Origin of the sequence: Streptomyces cyaneofuscatus (genome assembly GCF_042718795.1) — a bacterium.
In the GTDB taxonomy this organism is placed as follows: domain Bacteria; phylum Actinomycetota; class Actinomycetes; order Streptomycetales; family Streptomycetaceae; genus Streptomyces; species Streptomyces cyaneofuscatus_A.
Map to the genome: position 1 here is coordinate 67,238 of NZ_JBHXOX010000034.1, position 15,219 is coordinate 82,456.

A 15,219-nucleotide genomic window follows, 5' to 3' on the forward strand; every position below is an offset into this window, starting at 1 on the left:
GCACCGCCGTACGGGCTGAGCACGACCGTACGGACTTGGGCACGACCGTGCGTGCTGTGTGTCCCGGTAGCTGTACGGGGTTCCTCAGCCCCCCGGTGCGAACAGCGCGTCCTGCGCCGCGTCCCGGGCGGTGAGCAGCGCCCCGCGCAGCACGGCCCCGTCCCCCAGCGAACCGGCCCGGACCTCGGTGCGCAGCGGCGACATCAGGGCGAGGCGCTCCTCGACCCGGGCGGCGAGCGGGGCCCCGCCGGCCTCGCCGACCGCGCCCGCCAGGACGACGCAGCCGGGGTCAAGGACCGAGACGACGGCCGCGGCCCCGAGGGTGAGGCGGTCGGCCAACTCGTTCAGGAACGCCTCCCCCCGCTCGCCCGCCGCCGGCACCGCTCGTACGGCGGCCACGGCGGCGGCCTCCGACGCCACCTCGCCGGGAAGCTCGATGCCGTGGCGGGCGGCGAGTTCGCAGACCGCCGCCGAGCCGGCCAGCGAGAAGAAGCCGCCCTCGCAGTCGACGGCGGAGGGCAGTCCGGCCACTCCGGGCACCGGCAGGAAGCCGATCTCGCCCGCGCCGCCGGAGGCGCCCTGCCGCAGCTTGCCGTCCAGCATCACGGCGGCCCCGATGCCCTGGCCCAGCCAGATCAGGACGAAGGTCTCGCGGTCGAGGGCGGCCCCGGCGCGGTGTTCCGCGACGGCGGCGAGGTTGGTCTCGTTCTCGACGAGCACGGTCGCCGGCAGCCGCTGCTGGAGCACCCGGACCAGGCCCCGGTGCCAGGCGGGCAGTCCGGTGCTGTCGCGCAGTTCGCCGGTGGCCGGGTCGATGAGGCCGGGGGCCCCGATGCCGACGCTGTGCAGCGGCACGGATCCGGCTTCGCGGGCGGTGCGCTCCAGGAGGGCGACGGACTGTTCGACGGCGGCCCCGGTCCCGGTGCCGTCGGCGATGGGCAGGGTGGCCTCCGCGAGCGTGGCCCCCAGCAGGTCGGCGACGACCACGGAGACGCTGCCGGTGCGCACGTCGAGGGCGGCGAGGTGCGCCCGGTCGGCGACGATCCCGTACAGCTTGGCGTTGGGCCCCCGGCGGACGGCGCCGGACTCGCCGACGACATGGATGAGGCCGGCGCCCTGGAGCCGTTCGACCAGGTCGGCGACGGTCGGGCGGGAGAGGCCGGTCAGGGCCTTGAGCTGTGCGGCCGTCAACGGGCCGTCCTGCTGGAGCAGTTGCAGGGCGAGGCGGTCGTTGATGGCCCGAGCCGTGCTCGGTGATGCGGGCATACCGGGATCCTTCCAGACCGTCACGGAGCCTCTTCCCCGGGTCGGCCGACAGGAGCCGCCCGAAAGAACTATTTATCAGGCAGGGTTCCTGATAGTTTACGCGACGCAGTCAGGATGTCCCGGACGCCGTCCGGATCTCTCAGGGGAGGGCACCGCCCGCATGACGAAGGAACCGACCGCCACCGCGGTCCACAGCTTGGAGCAGGTGAAGCGGGCGCGGATCGCCGTCGCCACCGTCTTCACGGTGCACGGGGCGGTGACCGGCAGCTTCGCGACCCGGGTGCCCTGGATCCAGGACCACGCCGGGGTGAGCGCGGGCCAGCTCGGCCTCGCCCTGGCCTTCCCGGCGATCGGTGCCTCGATAGCGATGCCGCTGGCGGGCCGGATCAGCCACCGCTTCGGCGCGCGGACCGCCCTGCGGGGGCTGCTCGCGCTGTGGACGCTGGCGCTGATCCTGCCCGCCCTGGCGCCGAACCTGCTGACGCTGTGCGCCGTCCTGTTCGTCTACGGGGCCACGGCCGGGATGTCCGATGTGGCGATGAACGCGCTGGGCGTGGAGGTGGAGAACCGTCTCGACAAGTCGATCATGTCGGGGCTGCACGGGATGTGGAGCGTGGGCGCGCTGATCGGTTCGGCGGCCGGCACGGTCGCCGCGCACCTCGGTACCGACGCCCGCCTCCACCACGCGATCGCCGCGCTGGTGCTGACGGCGCTGGGGCTGCTCGCCTGCCGGAACGTGCTGGACCTGCGCAGCGAGCCGGACGAGGAGCCGCCGCCGCGCTTCACGCTGCCGCCGAAGTCGGCGCTGATCATCGGGGCCGTCGGGTTCTGCGCGGTGTTCGCGGAGGGCGCCAGCCTGGACTGGTCGGCGGTCTACCTGCGGGACGTCCTGGGCAGCTCGGACGGGGTCGCGGCCGCCTCCACCACGGCCTTCGCCCTGACGATGGCGGTGGCGCGGCTCGCCGGGGACCGGATCGTGGACCGGTTCGGCGCGGTGCGGACCGTACGGGTGGGAGGGGCGCTGGCCACCCTGGGCGGGCTGCTCGTGGTGTTCTCGCCCTCCCCCGCGGCGGCGATGGGCGGCTTCGGGCTGCTGGGGCTGGGCGTGGCGGTCGTGGTGCCGCTGGCCTTCGCGGCGGCCGGGCGGAGCGGGCCGAACCCGAGCCAGGCCATCGCGGGCGTCGCCACCATCACGTACACCTCCGGCCTGATCGCCCCCTCGGCGATCGGTGCGCTGGCGGAGACGACCTCGCTGGTGGTGTCCTTCGGCGTGGTGACCGCGCTGGCGTTCGGCCTGGTGGTGGGGGCGGGGGTGCTGCGGGCGGGCGACCGGAAGGTCACCGGCTCCGACTCCGGGTCCGGCTCCGGGTCCGGGTCCGGCTCCGGCTCCGGTGCCGGTGCCGGCCCTGCGGCCGGGGCGACGCTGGGCGGTGCGGCGGCGAAGAGCCCGGCCGGGAGCTGAGGCCGCCCCGGCGGCGAGGACCGGCGCCACACCACTACCATGGCGCTGATCTTTTCCGCAGGTGAACACCGAAGTCCGGATCGCGGACCGGCCGGCACACCGAGCAGACCTTCAGGGAGCAACCATGAGCCTCGGCGTGCGCTGGACCTTGCACGGCGACGGGAAGACCCCCGCGCCCGGGGCGGTGGTCCGCCCCGACGAGCGGCTCTCCTGGCCCCGTACGTTCGGACTCGGCGCCCAGCACGTGGTGGCGATGTTCGGGGCGTCGTTCGTCGCGCCGGTCCTGATGGGTCTCGACCCGAACCTCGCGATCATGATGTCCGGCGTCGCGACCGCGATCTTCCTGCTGGCGACGAAGGGCCGGGTGCCGAGCTACCTCGGCTGCTCGCTCTCCTTCGTCGGGGTCGCGGCCACCATCCGGGCGAGCGGCGGTGACAGCGCGACCATCACGGGTGCGGTGCTGGTGGTCGCCGCGGTCCTGTTCCTGGTGGGCCTCGCGGTGCAGCGGTTCGGCGCGCGGATCATCCATGCGGCGATGCCGCCGGTGGTGACCGGCGCGGTGGTGATGCTGATCGGCTTCAACCTGGCGCCGGTGACCGCGTCCACGTACTGGCCGCAGGACCAGTGGACCGCGCTGGCGGTGATGCTGGCCACCGGCCTCGCCGTGGTGTGCCTGCGCGGCTTCCTGTCCCGGATCGCGATCTTCCTGGGGCTGGTCTTCGGCTACGTGCTCTCCTGGGTGCTGGACCTGGTCTTCGGCAAGATCCACTCCCCGGTGGGCGGCGCGGAGGCCGTCGACCACTGGCGCCTGGACCTGTCGGGCGTGGGCGCGGCCGACTGGATCGGGCTGCCGTCCTTCCACGCGCCGACTTTCGAGTGGTCCGCGATCCTGGTGGCCCTGCCCGTGGTGATCGCGCTGGTCGCGGAGAACGCGGGCCATGTGAAGGCCGTCGGCGAGATGACCGGCGACTCGCTGGACGACAAGCTCGGCACCGCCATCGCGGCGGACGGCGCGGCGTCCATGCTCTCCACCGCCGTGGGCGGCCCGCCCAACACCACGTACTCCGAGAACATCGGCGTGATGGCCGCGACCCGGGTCTACTCGACGGCCGCCTACTGGGCGGCGGCCTGCTTCGCGCTGCTCTTCGGCCTCTGCCCCAAGTTCGGCGCGGTCGTCGCGGCGATCCCGGGCGGGGTGCTCGGCGGAATCACCGTGATCCTGTACGGGATGATCGGCCTGCTCGGCGCCCAGATCTGGCTCAACGGCCGGGTGGACCTGCGCAACCCGCTCAACCTCGTCCCGGCCGCCGCGGGCATCATCATCGGCGTCGGCGGGGTCAGCCTGAAGATCACCGACAACTTCGAGCTGGGCGGCATCGCGCTCGGCACCCTCGTCGTGATCACCGGCTACCACGTACTGCGCGCCTTCGCCCCGGCCCACCTGAAGACCCAGGAACCGCTGCTGGACTCCGGCACGTCGGCGTACGACGAGAAGCCGGGCCGCCCCGAGGAGTCCTGAGCCGCACGGGACTCAGCCCGTGGCCGGCCCGTGGGCGTACTCCGGGGAGAAGGCGCCCGGCGTGGGCCGTGCAGCCGTCGGACTTGCCCGGCAGCTTGACCCAGAGGTACGCGTCGATCCGGTCCTCACCGGTCCGCGTCGTCGGGGGCTGCCCCAGCGCCCGGCTCTCCGGGTCGCACCACTGGCCGGGCGCGGGCGCTCCGTTGCCGTTGCGGCTGGTGTCGATGACGGCGCCGAGGGCGGAGGGGCCGCCGAGGGCTGCCAGCACCTGGCGGGCGTAGCTCCGCTCGTCGGCGGTGGGGCGGAAGTTGGCCACGTTGGTGAAGACGCCGTCGCCGCTGGTGGCCGCCCCGGCCGCCCGGAGCTCGGCCGCCTGCTTCGCGGGAGGGTGCCAGCCGGAGTGGCCGCCGTCGAAGTAGACCCGGGCCTTCGGGTTGGCGCAGGGTCGATCCGGCGCGGGCCAGTGCGGCGAAGCGGGCCGTGCGGCCCTCGGCGGTGAGGCAGTCGGCGAGGGCGATGGCGTCCGGTTCCAGGATCACGATCGCCGGGCCCGCGCCGAGCCCCTGGGCGAACTCCCGTATCCAGGCGTCGTACGCGGCGATGTCCGGCGCTCCGCCCTGCGAGGCCCCGCCGCAGTCCCGGTCGGGTATCGCGTACGGGACGAGCACCGGGGTCCGTCCGGCGGCGGCCGCGCCCCGGGTGACGGCGCGGACCTCCCCGGCGACCTCCCCCGGGTTGTACTGCGCGAACCAGACCGCCGCCGGCTCCGCCGCGATCCGGGACTTGATCAGGGGGCGGCGCGGGTCGTCGGGGTTGGCCCGCACCCACCGGACGACCTGGGAGCCCGGGTCGCGGAAGAGGCTGTTCCGGGGCGGCGGGGCCGGAGTGGGGGCGGCCGGGGCGGTGGCCGTGGGGGCCGCGCTCGTCCGGGAGGCGCTGGGCGAGGGGGACGGGGACGCCGGGGCGGGTGTGCGGGTGGCGGAGGGCGAGGCGGCGGGTGACGGGGCCCGGGTGGTCGGGACCGCGGGGAGCGGCTGGAGTACTGGCGGAGGCGTCGGCTCCGGGACGGCCGTGGTCCGCCGCCGGTCGTCCTGCCCGGCCTCGATCAGACCGGCCGCGGCACCGATCGCCAGGACGGCCGAGGGGACGGCGAGCAGACCGTGGCGGCGGGCGGCGCGCCGGCGTGCCCGGTGGGTGGTGCGGCGTTGCGCGCGTCTGCCCGGCACTCCTGGAACCCCTTTTCCGGCACCGTCGTTCGTCCGTTCCGATGAACCTGATGCCGGTCGGTGCCGTGCCGGGCCCATGGCTGGGACGCTCCGCACATGACGCAGACCGAAGAGTTCACGGAACCGGCGGTGCGCCCCCGCCCCCACCGGTGGCCGCCGGGGGACGGGGTCGGGGTCTTCCATGACGTACGGCAGACGGTTTCGGAGACGGGGCAGCGGAAGGCCGGCTCCCTGGAAGCGCGGCTCACGGAGCGGTATCTGTCGGCGCTCCACACGGCGGAGGCGGGTGGGCATCCGCCGGAGTGCTGGCGTCCGCTGTTCCAGTACCGCCACCACCCCGGCGTACGCCCGGTGCAGTTCGCCCTTGCCGGGCTCCATGCGCACGTCGCGCACGACCTGGCCCTGGCCGTGGTGGACGTCTGCCGTACGCGCGACTGCGAACCGGACGCGGTGGAAGGGGAGTTCGAGCGGGTGGGCGATCTCCTCGCGCTGCTGGAGGAGCGGATCCACGACGAGCTGATGCCGGGCCCCGATCTGCTCCGGATCGCGGACCCGCTGACCCACCTGGTGAGTTCCTGGAGCCTGGAGCGGGCCCGTGAGGCCGCCTGGTCGGTGGCCCGGGTGCTCCGGCGGCTGTGCGGACTCCCTTCGCAGGCCGAGGAGTTGCGGCGGCAGACCGACGCGGGCGCCGGGCTGGTGGTGCGCTTCCTGCTCACCCCGTGCCGCTGACGCCCGCGTACGTGGACAGGCCTCCGGCTCAGTCCTCCGGGAGCTCCACCGGCGCGATCTCGTCGAAGACGTCGCCGGGGCCGGGGTTCGTCGGGTCACTAGCCCCGCCGAACTGGTGCATGACGCCCCACACCGCGTTCAGCGCGGTCTGTACGGCGCCCTCGGCCCAGCCGGCCGTCCAGGAGATGTCGTCGCCTGCGAGGAAGAGGCCGCGCTTGTCGGCGGGCAGCCGGTCCTGCATGAAGTGGGTGAACAGCCGCCGCTGGTAGCGGTAGTGGCCGGGCAGGTTCGCCTTGAACGCGCCCATGAAGTACGGCTCGTTCTCCCAGGAGACGGTGACCGGGTTGCCGATGATGTGGCTGCGGATGTCGACGTTCGGGTAGATCTCGCCGAGCGACTTGAGCATGACCTCCATCCGCTCCTGCGGGGAGAGCGGCAGCCACTTCAGGCTGTCGTCGCACCATGTGTAGGAGAGGCAGATGACGGCGGGCTTGTCCGGGCCGTCGTCCAGGAGGTACGTCCCCCGGGTCATCCGGTCGGTCAGCGTCATCGACATGGTGTCGCGGCCGGTGGTCTCGTCCTTGTCCAGCCAGAACGGCCGGTCGACGGGCACGAACAGCTTGGACGACTCCATGTAGTGGGTGCGCTCCATCGCCGTCCAGTGGTCGATCGGGAAGAGCGCGTCATCGCAGTCGATCTTGGAGAGCAGCAGCCAGGACTGGCCGGTGAAGACGGCCGCCCGGAAGGTGCGGATGTCGCCGGTGGCGTCGGTGACCGTGATGCGGTTGCCCGCCGTACGGGTCAGCCGGGTCACGGCGCCGCGCGGCTCGCCGCCGTGCAGGGAGGCCAGCGAGGTGCCCAGCGGCCAGTGGACGATCTTCTGCGGCTCGCGGTCCCACAGGCGCAGCGGGAGCTGCTGGCTGCCGCCGACGATGCCGCGGTGGTGGTCGTCGGCCTCGGTGTAGACGACCCGCAGGATCTCCAGGATGGAGTTGGGGAAGTCGGTGTCCCAGCCGCCGGTGCCGAAGCCGACCTGGCCGAAGATCTCGCGGTGCCGGAAGGACTTGAAGGCCTCGGACTCGCAGAGGAAGCCGTAGAAGGTCTGGTTGTCGAGCCGCTCGACGAGCTGCGACCAGATCTCCCGGATGCGCGGGACGTCGCGCTCGCGCAGCGCCCGGTTCATGTCGGAGAAGTCGGCGCCCTCCTCCAGGCAGGCGCTCCAGGCGTTCGCCACGTCGCGGTAGACCTGGGGCAGGTCGTCGATGGTCTCGGCGTAGTGCGACTCGCCCTTGAGGTCCACGACGGTCGAGGGCGTGGCCGGGGAGAGCGGGTTGGGGAACGCGCGGGTCTCCAGGCCGACCAGGTCGATGTAGTGCTGGAGCGCCGTGGAGGACGGCGGGAAGCGCATCGCGCCCATCTCGGCGGTGAGCGAGGGGTCGCAGCCGTCGAACCCGACGGTGCGCAGCCGGCCGCCGATCTGGTCGGCCTCGTAGACGACGGGCTTGAGGCCCATCTTCATCAGCTCGTACGCGGCGATGAGGCCGGAGAGCCCGCCGCCGATGACGGCGACCTCCTGGCCGTGCTCGGTCGCCGGTATCTGGCCGAGGCCGGCCGGGTGGGCGAGGAAGTCGTCGTACGCGTACGGGAAGTCCGGCCCGAACATGGTGATCGGCGGGGCGGCGGCGTCGGTGTGCTGGACGGCGTTGGGCACCGTGGACGTCATGGGGTACGGACTCCTTGCGCGGTACGGAAGTTCGGGGAGGAGGCGGGCTCAGGCGAGGGAGCCGTAGAGGCCGGGGCGGCGGTCGTGCAGATACGGGTTGGCGGTGCGCGAAGCGGCCAGGAACTCCGGGTCCACCTCGCCGATCACGAGCTCCTCGCCGCGGCCGGCGCGGGTGCGCACGGTGCCGTCGGGGCCGGCGAGGCAGCTCAGCCCGACGAACTCGAACTCGCCTTCCGGGCCGGTGCGGTTGACGTACGCCACGTACATCTGGCTCTCGAAGGCCCGTACGGGGATGACGGACTCGGCGACGAACTGGAACGGGTGCATCTGCGCGGTGGGCACCAGCAGCAGGTCGGTGCCGGCGAGGGCGTGCGCCCGGACGTTCTCCGGGAACTCGACGTCGTAGCAGATCAGCAGGCCGATCCGGAGGCCGTCCAGGTCGGCCTGGACGACGGGCTGCTCGCCGGGGGTGAACCACTCCTGCTCGAAGCAGCCGAAGAGGTGGGTCTTGCGGTAGTTGGCCAGCGACGCGCCGTCGCGGCCGATGAGCTGGGAGGCGTTGAAGATGCGGTCGCCGTCCCGCTCCGGGTAGCCGTACAGGACGGCGAGGCCGTGGCGTACGGCGATCTCGGCGACGGCCTGCGCGCCTGGCCCGTCGACGGGCTCGGCCAGCTCGGGGACGGCGTCGCCGATGGCGTACCCGGTTAGGAACAGCTCGGGGGCGACCAGCAGCCGGGCGCCCGACGCGGCGGCCCGCGCGGCGGCGTCGTCCAGCGTCTTCAGGTTCTCGGCGACGGCACCGGGCCGTCCGGAGCTCTGGAGCAGGGCGGTGCGCAACGGCGGCATGGCTGACCTCGGGCGGTGCGGGCGGGGTGGGGAGACGTATCGAAGGTACGTGGCCCGGATCGGCCCGGACAAGGCGCGAGTGTTGCGCGTCGACCGTCGATTCGTTGCGCGGGAAGGGACTGCGGCGGCGATTCGTTGCGTCCGGCATCACCGCAGGTCAGAGGGGTGATATGCGCCACCTGTTTCCGGCCGGGACAGGCTCGGAACGCCGGGTACCCGTACTGCAACCGTGCTTGCAGTACTAGCCCGGCGGGGCCTCCGCCGAGTAGCGGCGCAGCAGCGGTGAGAGCACCAGGACGGACTTCGTCCGTTCCACGTACGGCTCCCCCGCGATCCGCTCCAGCACCTGCTCGAAGTGGCGCATGTCGGCGGCGAAGACCTGGACCACGGCGTCGGCCTCGCCGGTCACCGTGGAGGCCGAGGCGATCTCCGGGTAGCGGGCGAGGCCCTGCTTGATGGCGTCCGGGGAGGTGTTGCGGCTGCAGTAGATCTCGATGAACCCCTCGGTCTCCCAGCCGAGCGCGGCCGGGTCGACGCGCACGGTGAAGCCGGTGATCGCGCCCTCGGCGCGGAGCCGGTCGACGCGGCGTTTCACGGCGGGGGCGGAGAGGCCGACGATCGCGCCGATGTCGGCGTAGGAGCGCCGGGCGTCTTCGGCGAGGGCGTGGACGATGCGTTCGTCGAGGTCGTTCAGGCGCACGTCGGGCGGTTCACTTCTCTGCGGTGGGTCTGGCCGGCGGGAGGCGGCGGGTGGGCCGCCTCCCGCAGTAGACCATGAGCCGCCGCCCTGGGCGTGCCCCGCAGGGTCAGTGGGTGGCCCGTGCGTCAGAACGGGGAGGTCAGAACGGGGAGGTCAGAACGGGAACTGCGAGCGGCCGTGCTGGACGGAGATCCACTTCTGGGTGGTGAAGGCCTCCACCATCGACTCGCCGTTCAGTCGGCCGAGGCCCGAGCTCTTCTCACCGCCGAAGGGGACGATCGGCTCGTCGTGGACGGTGCCGTCGTTGATGTGGATCATGCCGGTGTGGATGCGCTGCCCGACCCGCACGCCGCGCTCGATGTTGCCGGTGTGGACGGCGCCGCTGAGCCCGTACGGGGTGTCGTTGGCGATGCGGACGGCCTCGTCCTCGCCGTCGAAGGGGACGATCAGGGCGACCGGGCCGAAGATCTCCTGCTGGAGGACGGGCGAGTCGGCGGGGAGGCCGGTCAGGACGGAGGGGCTGACCAGGTTGCCGTCGGCGCGGCCGTGGAGCAGGGCGGTGGCGCCGGACTCGACGGTCTCGTCGACGAGCCGGGAGATGGACTCGGCCTGCGAGGAGTTGATCAGCGGGCCGATCTGGGTGGCCGGGTCGGCCGGGTCGCCGACGGTGAGGGATGCGACCTTGGCGACGAACCTCTCGGTGAACTCCGCCTCGACCGCCCGGTCGACCAGGATCCGGTTGGCGGCCATGCAGACCTGGCCCTGGTGGACGTAGCGGCTGAAGACCGCGGCGTCGACCGCGTACTCCACATCGGCGTCGTCCAGCACGATCAGGGCGCTGTTGCCGCCGAGTTCGAGGACGACGCGCTTGAGGTTGGCGGCGCAGACGGTCGCGACGTGCCGGCCGACCTTGTCCGAGCCGGTGAAGGAGATGACCTGCGGTACGGGGTGTTCCAGCAGGGTGTCGCCGATCTCGGCGATGTCGGTGACGACGACGTTGAGCAGCCCGGCGGGCAGCCCGGCGTCCTCGAAGACCTTGGCCAGCAGGGTGCCGCCGCAGATCGGGGTGTTCTGGTGCGGCTTGAGGACGACCGCGTTGCCGAGGGCGAGGGCGGGGGCGACGGACTTGAGGGAGAGCAGGAAGGGGAAGTTGAAGGGGCTGATGACCCCGACGACGCCGACGGGCACCCGGTAGACGCGGTTCTCCTTGCCGTCGGTCGGCGAGGGGAGGATCTGGCCGGCCGGGCGCAGGGCGAGCTGGATGGCCTCGCGCAGGAACTCCTTGGCCAGGTGCAGCTCGAAGCCGGCCTTCAGGTGGGTGCCGCCGAGCTCGGCGACGATGGCCTCGGCGATCTCCGGTTCGCGCTCCTCGACGATCTTCAGCGCCTTCTCCAGGACGGTGCGCCGGGCGTACGGGTTGGTCTCGGCCCACGCCTGCTGGGCGCGCTCGGCGGCGCGGTAGGCCTGGTCGACCTCTTCGGCGGTGGCGACGGGGATCGAGGCCAGCTTCTCACCGTTGAAGGGGTTGAAGTCGATGATGTCCCAGGACCCCTTCCCCGGCCTCCACTCGCCGTCGATGTACTGATGGGCCAGGTCAGTGAAGAAGGACATGAGATCCCTTACCGCAGAGAGGCAGGCAGCTGATAGCGCTTCATATTACTTATGTTTCAACAGAGTTGAAGCGGGATCCCGGCCACCCCATGAGGCCTCGTACGACACCGCCCCTCCCGGCAGGAATCACCGGAAGGGGCGGGGGTGTCACGGGTTCTGCGGGATCAACTCCAACTGGCGTGCAGCGGCTTGCCCTCGGCGTATCCGGCAGCGCTCTGGACGCCGACGACCGCCTTCTCGGCGAACTCCTCCAGGGAGGCCGCGCCCGCGTAGGTGCAGGAGGAGCGGACGCCCGCGATGATCGAGTCGATCAGGTCCTCGACGCCCGGGCGGGTCGGGTCGAGGAACATCCGCGAGGTGGAGATGCCCTCCTCGAAGAGCGCCTTGCGGGCCCGGTCGTACGCGGACTCGTCCGAGGTGCGGTTCTTCACGGCGCGCGCGGAGGCCATCCCGAAGGACTCCTTGTAGTAGCGGCCGTCGGCGGACTGCTGGAGGTCGCCGGGCGACTCGTACGTCCCGGCGAACCAGGAGCCGATCATCACGTTGGACGCGCCGGCGGCGAGCGCCATGGCCACATCGCGCGGGTGGCGGACGCCGCCGTCGGCCCAGACGTGCTTGCCGTGCTTCTTCGCCTCGGCGGCGCACTCCAGGACGGCGGAGAACTGCGGCCGGCCGACGCCGGTCATCATCCGGGTGGTGCACATGGCGCCGGGGCCGACGCCGACCTTGATGATGTCGGCTCCGGCCTCGATCAGGTCGCGCACGCCCTCGGCGGCGACGATGTTGCCCGCGACGATCGGGACCTGCGGGTCCAGCGCCCGTACGGCCTTCACCGCGGCGATCATGGACTCCTGGTGGCCGTGGGCGGTGTCCACGACGAGGGTGTCGACGCCCGCGTCCAGGAGCTGCTTGGCCTTGCCCGCCACGTCGCCGTTGATGCCGACGGCGGCCGCGATGCGCAGCCGCCCCCGGTCGTCGGTTGCGGGAGTGTAGAGGGTGGCGCGCAGGGCGGCCTTCCGGGTGAGGATGCCGACGAGCCGGCCGTCCTCGTCCACGGCGGGGGCGAGCTTGCGGTTGGCGCCGTCGAGCTTGTTGAAGGCGTCGCGCGGGTCGATGTTCGCGTCCAGGACCACCAGGTCCTTGGACATGACCTCGGAGAGCTGGGTGAAGCGGTCGACGCCGGTCAGGTCGTGGTCGGTGACGACGCCGACGGGACGGCGGTCCTCGTCCACGACGACACCCGCGCCGTGCGCCCGCTTGGGCAGCAGGGAGAGCGCGTCGGCGACGGTCTGGCCGGGGGCCAGCTCGATCGGGGTGTCCAGGACGAGGTGGCGCGTCTTGACCCAGGTGATGACGTCGGTGACGACCTCGATCGGGATGTCCTGGGGGATGACGACGAGACCGCCGCGGCGGGCGATGGTTTCGGCCATCCGGCGGCCCGCGATGGCGGTCATGTTGGCGACCACGAGCGGGATCGTCGTCCCCGTGCCGTCGGGCGAGGAAAGGTCCACCGCCTGGCGGGATCCGACGGCGGAACGGCCCGGGACCATGAAGACGTCGTCGTACGTGAGGTCGTACGGAACCACGGAGGAGTCTGTGTAGCGACCGGTGCCCGGCTCAAGAAAGCGCATAAAACTCATTTTTTCATACGAAACGGCGCAGGTCGCTTCCACGAAGACACAGCAAAAGACCCCCGCGTTCGTCTGTTCCTCCAAAAGCTTCTTGGAGGCCTCCAGGGAGGCGGTCGGGGGGTCCCGGGCAAGTGGAACCTGCCTTACCCACGGACTCTACCCGAACGGGATTCGATTCATTCGTGATCACCATCCCTGGACCCGGTGACAAGGGGTCAGGTAGCTTCAAAGCCGCAGGTCTCGGGGGTGTCCGAGGTGTCGCTCCGGCACATCGGCAGCCCCGGCACACCGTTTGACCGGAGAGGATCCCGATCCGCCTGTGGACAGCGAACTGCCGGACATCTACTGCCCGTTCCCCCAGCGGACGAATCCGCACGTCGGGCACACACGCGGTCACCTGGCCACCTGGATCAGACAGACGGGCCTGGTGCACCGCGAGTCCGCGATGAACCGCTTCGAACAAGCCGATTTCGGCGCGTTCGTCGGCATGGTCTACCCGACGGCCGGTCCGGAACACCTCGATCTGGTGGCCGACTGGTTCGTCTGGCTCTTCCTCGTCGACGACCAGCTCGACGACGGCCACCTGGGCCGCTCCCCCGAGCTGGTGCGCGCCGTGGTGGAGCGGATGCGCGCCGTCGTGGACGGCGCCGCTCCGAGCCCCCTGCCGGGCGAGGATCTCCCGGCCGCCGTGATCGCCCTGATGGACCTGTGGGAACGTACGACGCCGAACGCGCCTCCCCACTGGCGGACCCGGTTCGCCTGGCATCTGATCACCTACCTCACAACGGCCACCACCTGGGAGGCGGGCAACCGCGCGGACGACGTGGTGCCGTCCGAGGAGACGTACATCGCCAAGCGGCGGCACACCGGGGCCATCCACGTCTGCATGGACCTCATAGAGATCGTCACCGGCATCGAGGCTCCGGAGTCGCTCCACAACGACCCCCGGTTCATCACCGCCCTGGAAGCCTCCTGCAACCACGTGTGCTGGGCCAACGACGTCTACTCCTTCGAGAAGGAGCAGGTGCTCGGCGAGATCCACAACCTCGTCCACCTGGTCCGCCACCACCGGGGCCTCGGCGAGCAGCAGGCGCTGGACCATGTCGCGGAGCGACTGGCGCTGGAGACGGAGCGGTTCCTGACCGCCGAGGACGAGCTGCTGGAGCTGTATCCGGAACTGACCGGCACGCTGGTGCCGTACCTCGAAGGGATGCGCAGCTGGATGCGCGGGAACCTGGACTGGTCGCGCCAGACCCCGCGCTACAACCCGGCCGACGTGGGCCAGTACGAGGAGCCCCAGGAGTATCTGGAGGAGACCGTGCTGGGCATAGCGCCCGACCACGCGGAGACCGCGGCGCCGTGCGCGGCGGAGGTTCCGCGGCAGGGCTGAGGCGTTACGCAGGCCGGAGCTGAGCCGTTACGTGAGGAGGCCGGGGACCCCTGAGGGTGCCCGGCCTCCTTCCGACAGCGTTCCCTCACTCCCCGTCCGGGTCGGCCCGCTCCAGCGCCGGGCGGACCCCGGCCGGCGACTCGGTGAGCAGATAGTCGGCGGCGGCGGTGTCCGTCACCAGGCTGGTGACCAGGCCCGAGCGCAGTACGGCGCCGATCGCGGCCGCCTTGCGCAGGCCGCCCGCGATCGCCACCACCTCGGGGATCCGGCGCAGCCGGTCCGCCTCCACGGTGATGCAGCGCTCACCCAGGTCGCGGCCGACTCTGCGGCCGTCGGCGTCGAAGAGGTGCGCGGACATCTCGGCGGCGACGCCGAGCGAGGCGTAGTGGGCGCGCTCCTCGTCGGAGAGCATGTCGTGGACCGTGGAGATGCCCGGCTCCCAGGAGCCGATGGACACCGCGGCGACCGTCACCTTGTCGAAGTACTCGAAGGCGCGGGCGATGCCCGTCTGCTCGCGCAGGGCCGCGGCCGTGGCCGGGTCGGGCAGCAGCATCGGGGCGTAGATGGGGTGGGCCTCGCCGCCGGAGACCTGGGCGGCGCGGCGGACCGCCTCGACGGAGCCGCGCTCGGCGGTGCCCGCGTCGTAGACCCCGGTCAGCTGGACGACCGTGCAGGGCGGCAGCCGGTCGAGCGCCGCCGCCATGTGGATGGTCGAGCGGCCCCAGGCCAGGCCGAGCACATCGCCCTCGGCCACCAGCTCGCCGAGGAGGTCGGCCGCGACCTCGCCCAGGTTCTCCGGGTCGGGGGCGTCGTCCTGCTCCTCGGCCGGGGACTCCACGACGACCGCGTGGCGCAGCCCGTAGCGGGCCCGGAGCGCGTCGGAGCGCTCGGCGTCCAGCTCGGCCGGCACCCGGATCTCGATCCGTACGAGATCACGCTCCAGGGCGGTCTCCAGGACCCGGGCCACCTTGAAGCGGCTGACGCCGAACTCCTCGGCGATCTGGATCTTGGACTTGCCCTCCAGGTAGAACCGGCGGGCCATGGCCGCCGCCTGCACCAGCTCCGCGGGTCCCATCCGCATGGCTGACCGACCCGCCGAGATGCCAGACACCGCGA

The 15,219-nt window shown here is 72.1% G+C and carries 11 protein-coding genes and 1 pseudogene; 4 read left to right on the top strand and 8 right to left on the bottom strand.

The window, feature by feature from the left end; translation table 11 throughout:
• Positions 1–84 precede the first annotated feature (84 nt).
• Positions 85–1,266 carry an ROK family transcriptional regulator gene (locus tag ACFWRT_RS31965; RefSeq protein ID WP_380953174.1) on the bottom strand — a complete coding sequence of 394 codons (1,182 nt, stop codon included), beginning with the start codon at positions 1,264–1,266 and terminating at the stop codon, positions 85–87.
• 160 nt (positions 1,267–1,426) lie between these two features.
• Here ACFWRT_RS31965 and ACFWRT_RS31970 point away from each other — a divergent pair, with 160 nt between their 5' ends.
• Both ACFWRT_RS31970 and ACFWRT_RS31975 read left to right on the top strand, forming a co-directional pair.
• Positions 1,427–2,728, top strand: coding sequence for an MFS transporter (locus ACFWRT_RS31970; RefSeq protein WP_380953173.1), 1,302 nt, complete (start codon positions 1,427–1,429; stop codon positions 2,726–2,728).
• A 124-nt stretch (positions 2,729–2,852) separates the two neighbouring features.
• Entirely contained in the window at positions 2,853–4,247 is a 1,395-nt protein-coding gene (locus tag ACFWRT_RS31975) for a uracil-xanthine permease family protein (RefSeq protein ID WP_380953172.1), read from the top strand.
• A gap of 12 nt (positions 4,248–4,259) precedes the next feature.
• Here the strand turns inward: ACFWRT_RS31975 and ACFWRT_RS31980 are convergent.
• Positions 4,260–5,404, bottom strand: a pseudogene (locus ACFWRT_RS31980) (glycoside hydrolase family 6 protein).
• A gap of 165 nt (positions 5,405–5,569) precedes the next feature.
• Between ACFWRT_RS31980 and ACFWRT_RS31985 the strand changes: the two are divergent.
• Positions 5,570–6,202 (top strand): DUF5995 family protein, encoded by a 633-nt coding sequence (locus tag ACFWRT_RS31985; RefSeq protein ID WP_380953171.1) that lies wholly within the window; start codon positions 5,570–5,572, stop codon positions 6,200–6,202.
• A gap of 28 nt (positions 6,203–6,230) precedes the next feature.
• Here the strand turns inward: ACFWRT_RS31985 and ACFWRT_RS31990 are convergent, their stop codons facing one another.
• The 5 genes from ACFWRT_RS31990 to ACFWRT_RS32010 form a co-directional block, all read right to left on the bottom strand.
• Positions 6,231–7,925, bottom strand: a complete 1,695-nt coding sequence (locus tag ACFWRT_RS31990; protein WP_380953170.1) for a flavin monoamine oxidase family protein — start codon at positions 7,923–7,925, stop codon at positions 6,231–6,233.
• A 48-nt stretch (positions 7,926–7,973) separates the two neighbouring features.
• The gene (locus ACFWRT_RS31995) at positions 7,974–8,771 is read right to left on the bottom strand and encodes a carbon-nitrogen hydrolase family protein (RefSeq protein ID WP_380953169.1); all 798 of its coding nucleotides are present in this window, start codon (positions 8,769–8,771) and stop codon (positions 7,974–7,976) included.
• Between the two features lie 241 nt (positions 8,772–9,012).
• Positions 9,013–9,471: an Lrp/AsnC family transcriptional regulator gene (locus ACFWRT_RS32000; RefSeq protein WP_380953168.1), complete on the bottom strand. Its 459-nt coding sequence runs from the start codon at positions 9,469–9,471 to the stop codon at positions 9,013–9,015.
• Between the two features lie 153 nt (positions 9,472–9,624).
• Positions 9,625–11,082 (bottom strand): aldehyde dehydrogenase family protein, encoded by a 1,458-nt coding sequence (locus ACFWRT_RS32005; RefSeq protein WP_380953167.1) that lies wholly within the window; start codon positions 11,080–11,082, stop codon positions 9,625–9,627.
• Positions 11,083–11,246: 164 nt separating this feature from the next.
• Positions 11,247–12,713, bottom strand: coding sequence for a GuaB1 family IMP dehydrogenase-related protein (locus ACFWRT_RS32010; RefSeq protein ID WP_380953166.1), 1,467 nt, complete (start codon positions 12,711–12,713; stop codon positions 11,247–11,249).
• Positions 12,714–13,032: 319 nt separating this feature from the next.
• On the opposite strand from ACFWRT_RS32010, the gene ACFWRT_RS32015 reads away from it, so the two are divergent.
• The gene (locus ACFWRT_RS32015) at positions 13,033–14,103 is read left to right on the top strand and encodes a terpene synthase family protein (RefSeq protein ID WP_380953165.1); all 1,071 of its coding nucleotides are present in this window, start codon (positions 13,033–13,035) and stop codon (positions 14,101–14,103) included.
• Positions 14,104–14,188: 85 nt separating this feature from the next.
• Here ACFWRT_RS32015 and ACFWRT_RS32020 read toward each other — a convergent pair whose 3' ends face one another.
• Entirely contained in the window at positions 14,189–15,184 is a 996-nt protein-coding gene (locus ACFWRT_RS32020; RefSeq protein WP_380953164.1) for a sugar-binding transcriptional regulator, read from the bottom strand.
• Between the last annotated feature and the right edge of the window lie 35 nt (positions 15,185–15,219).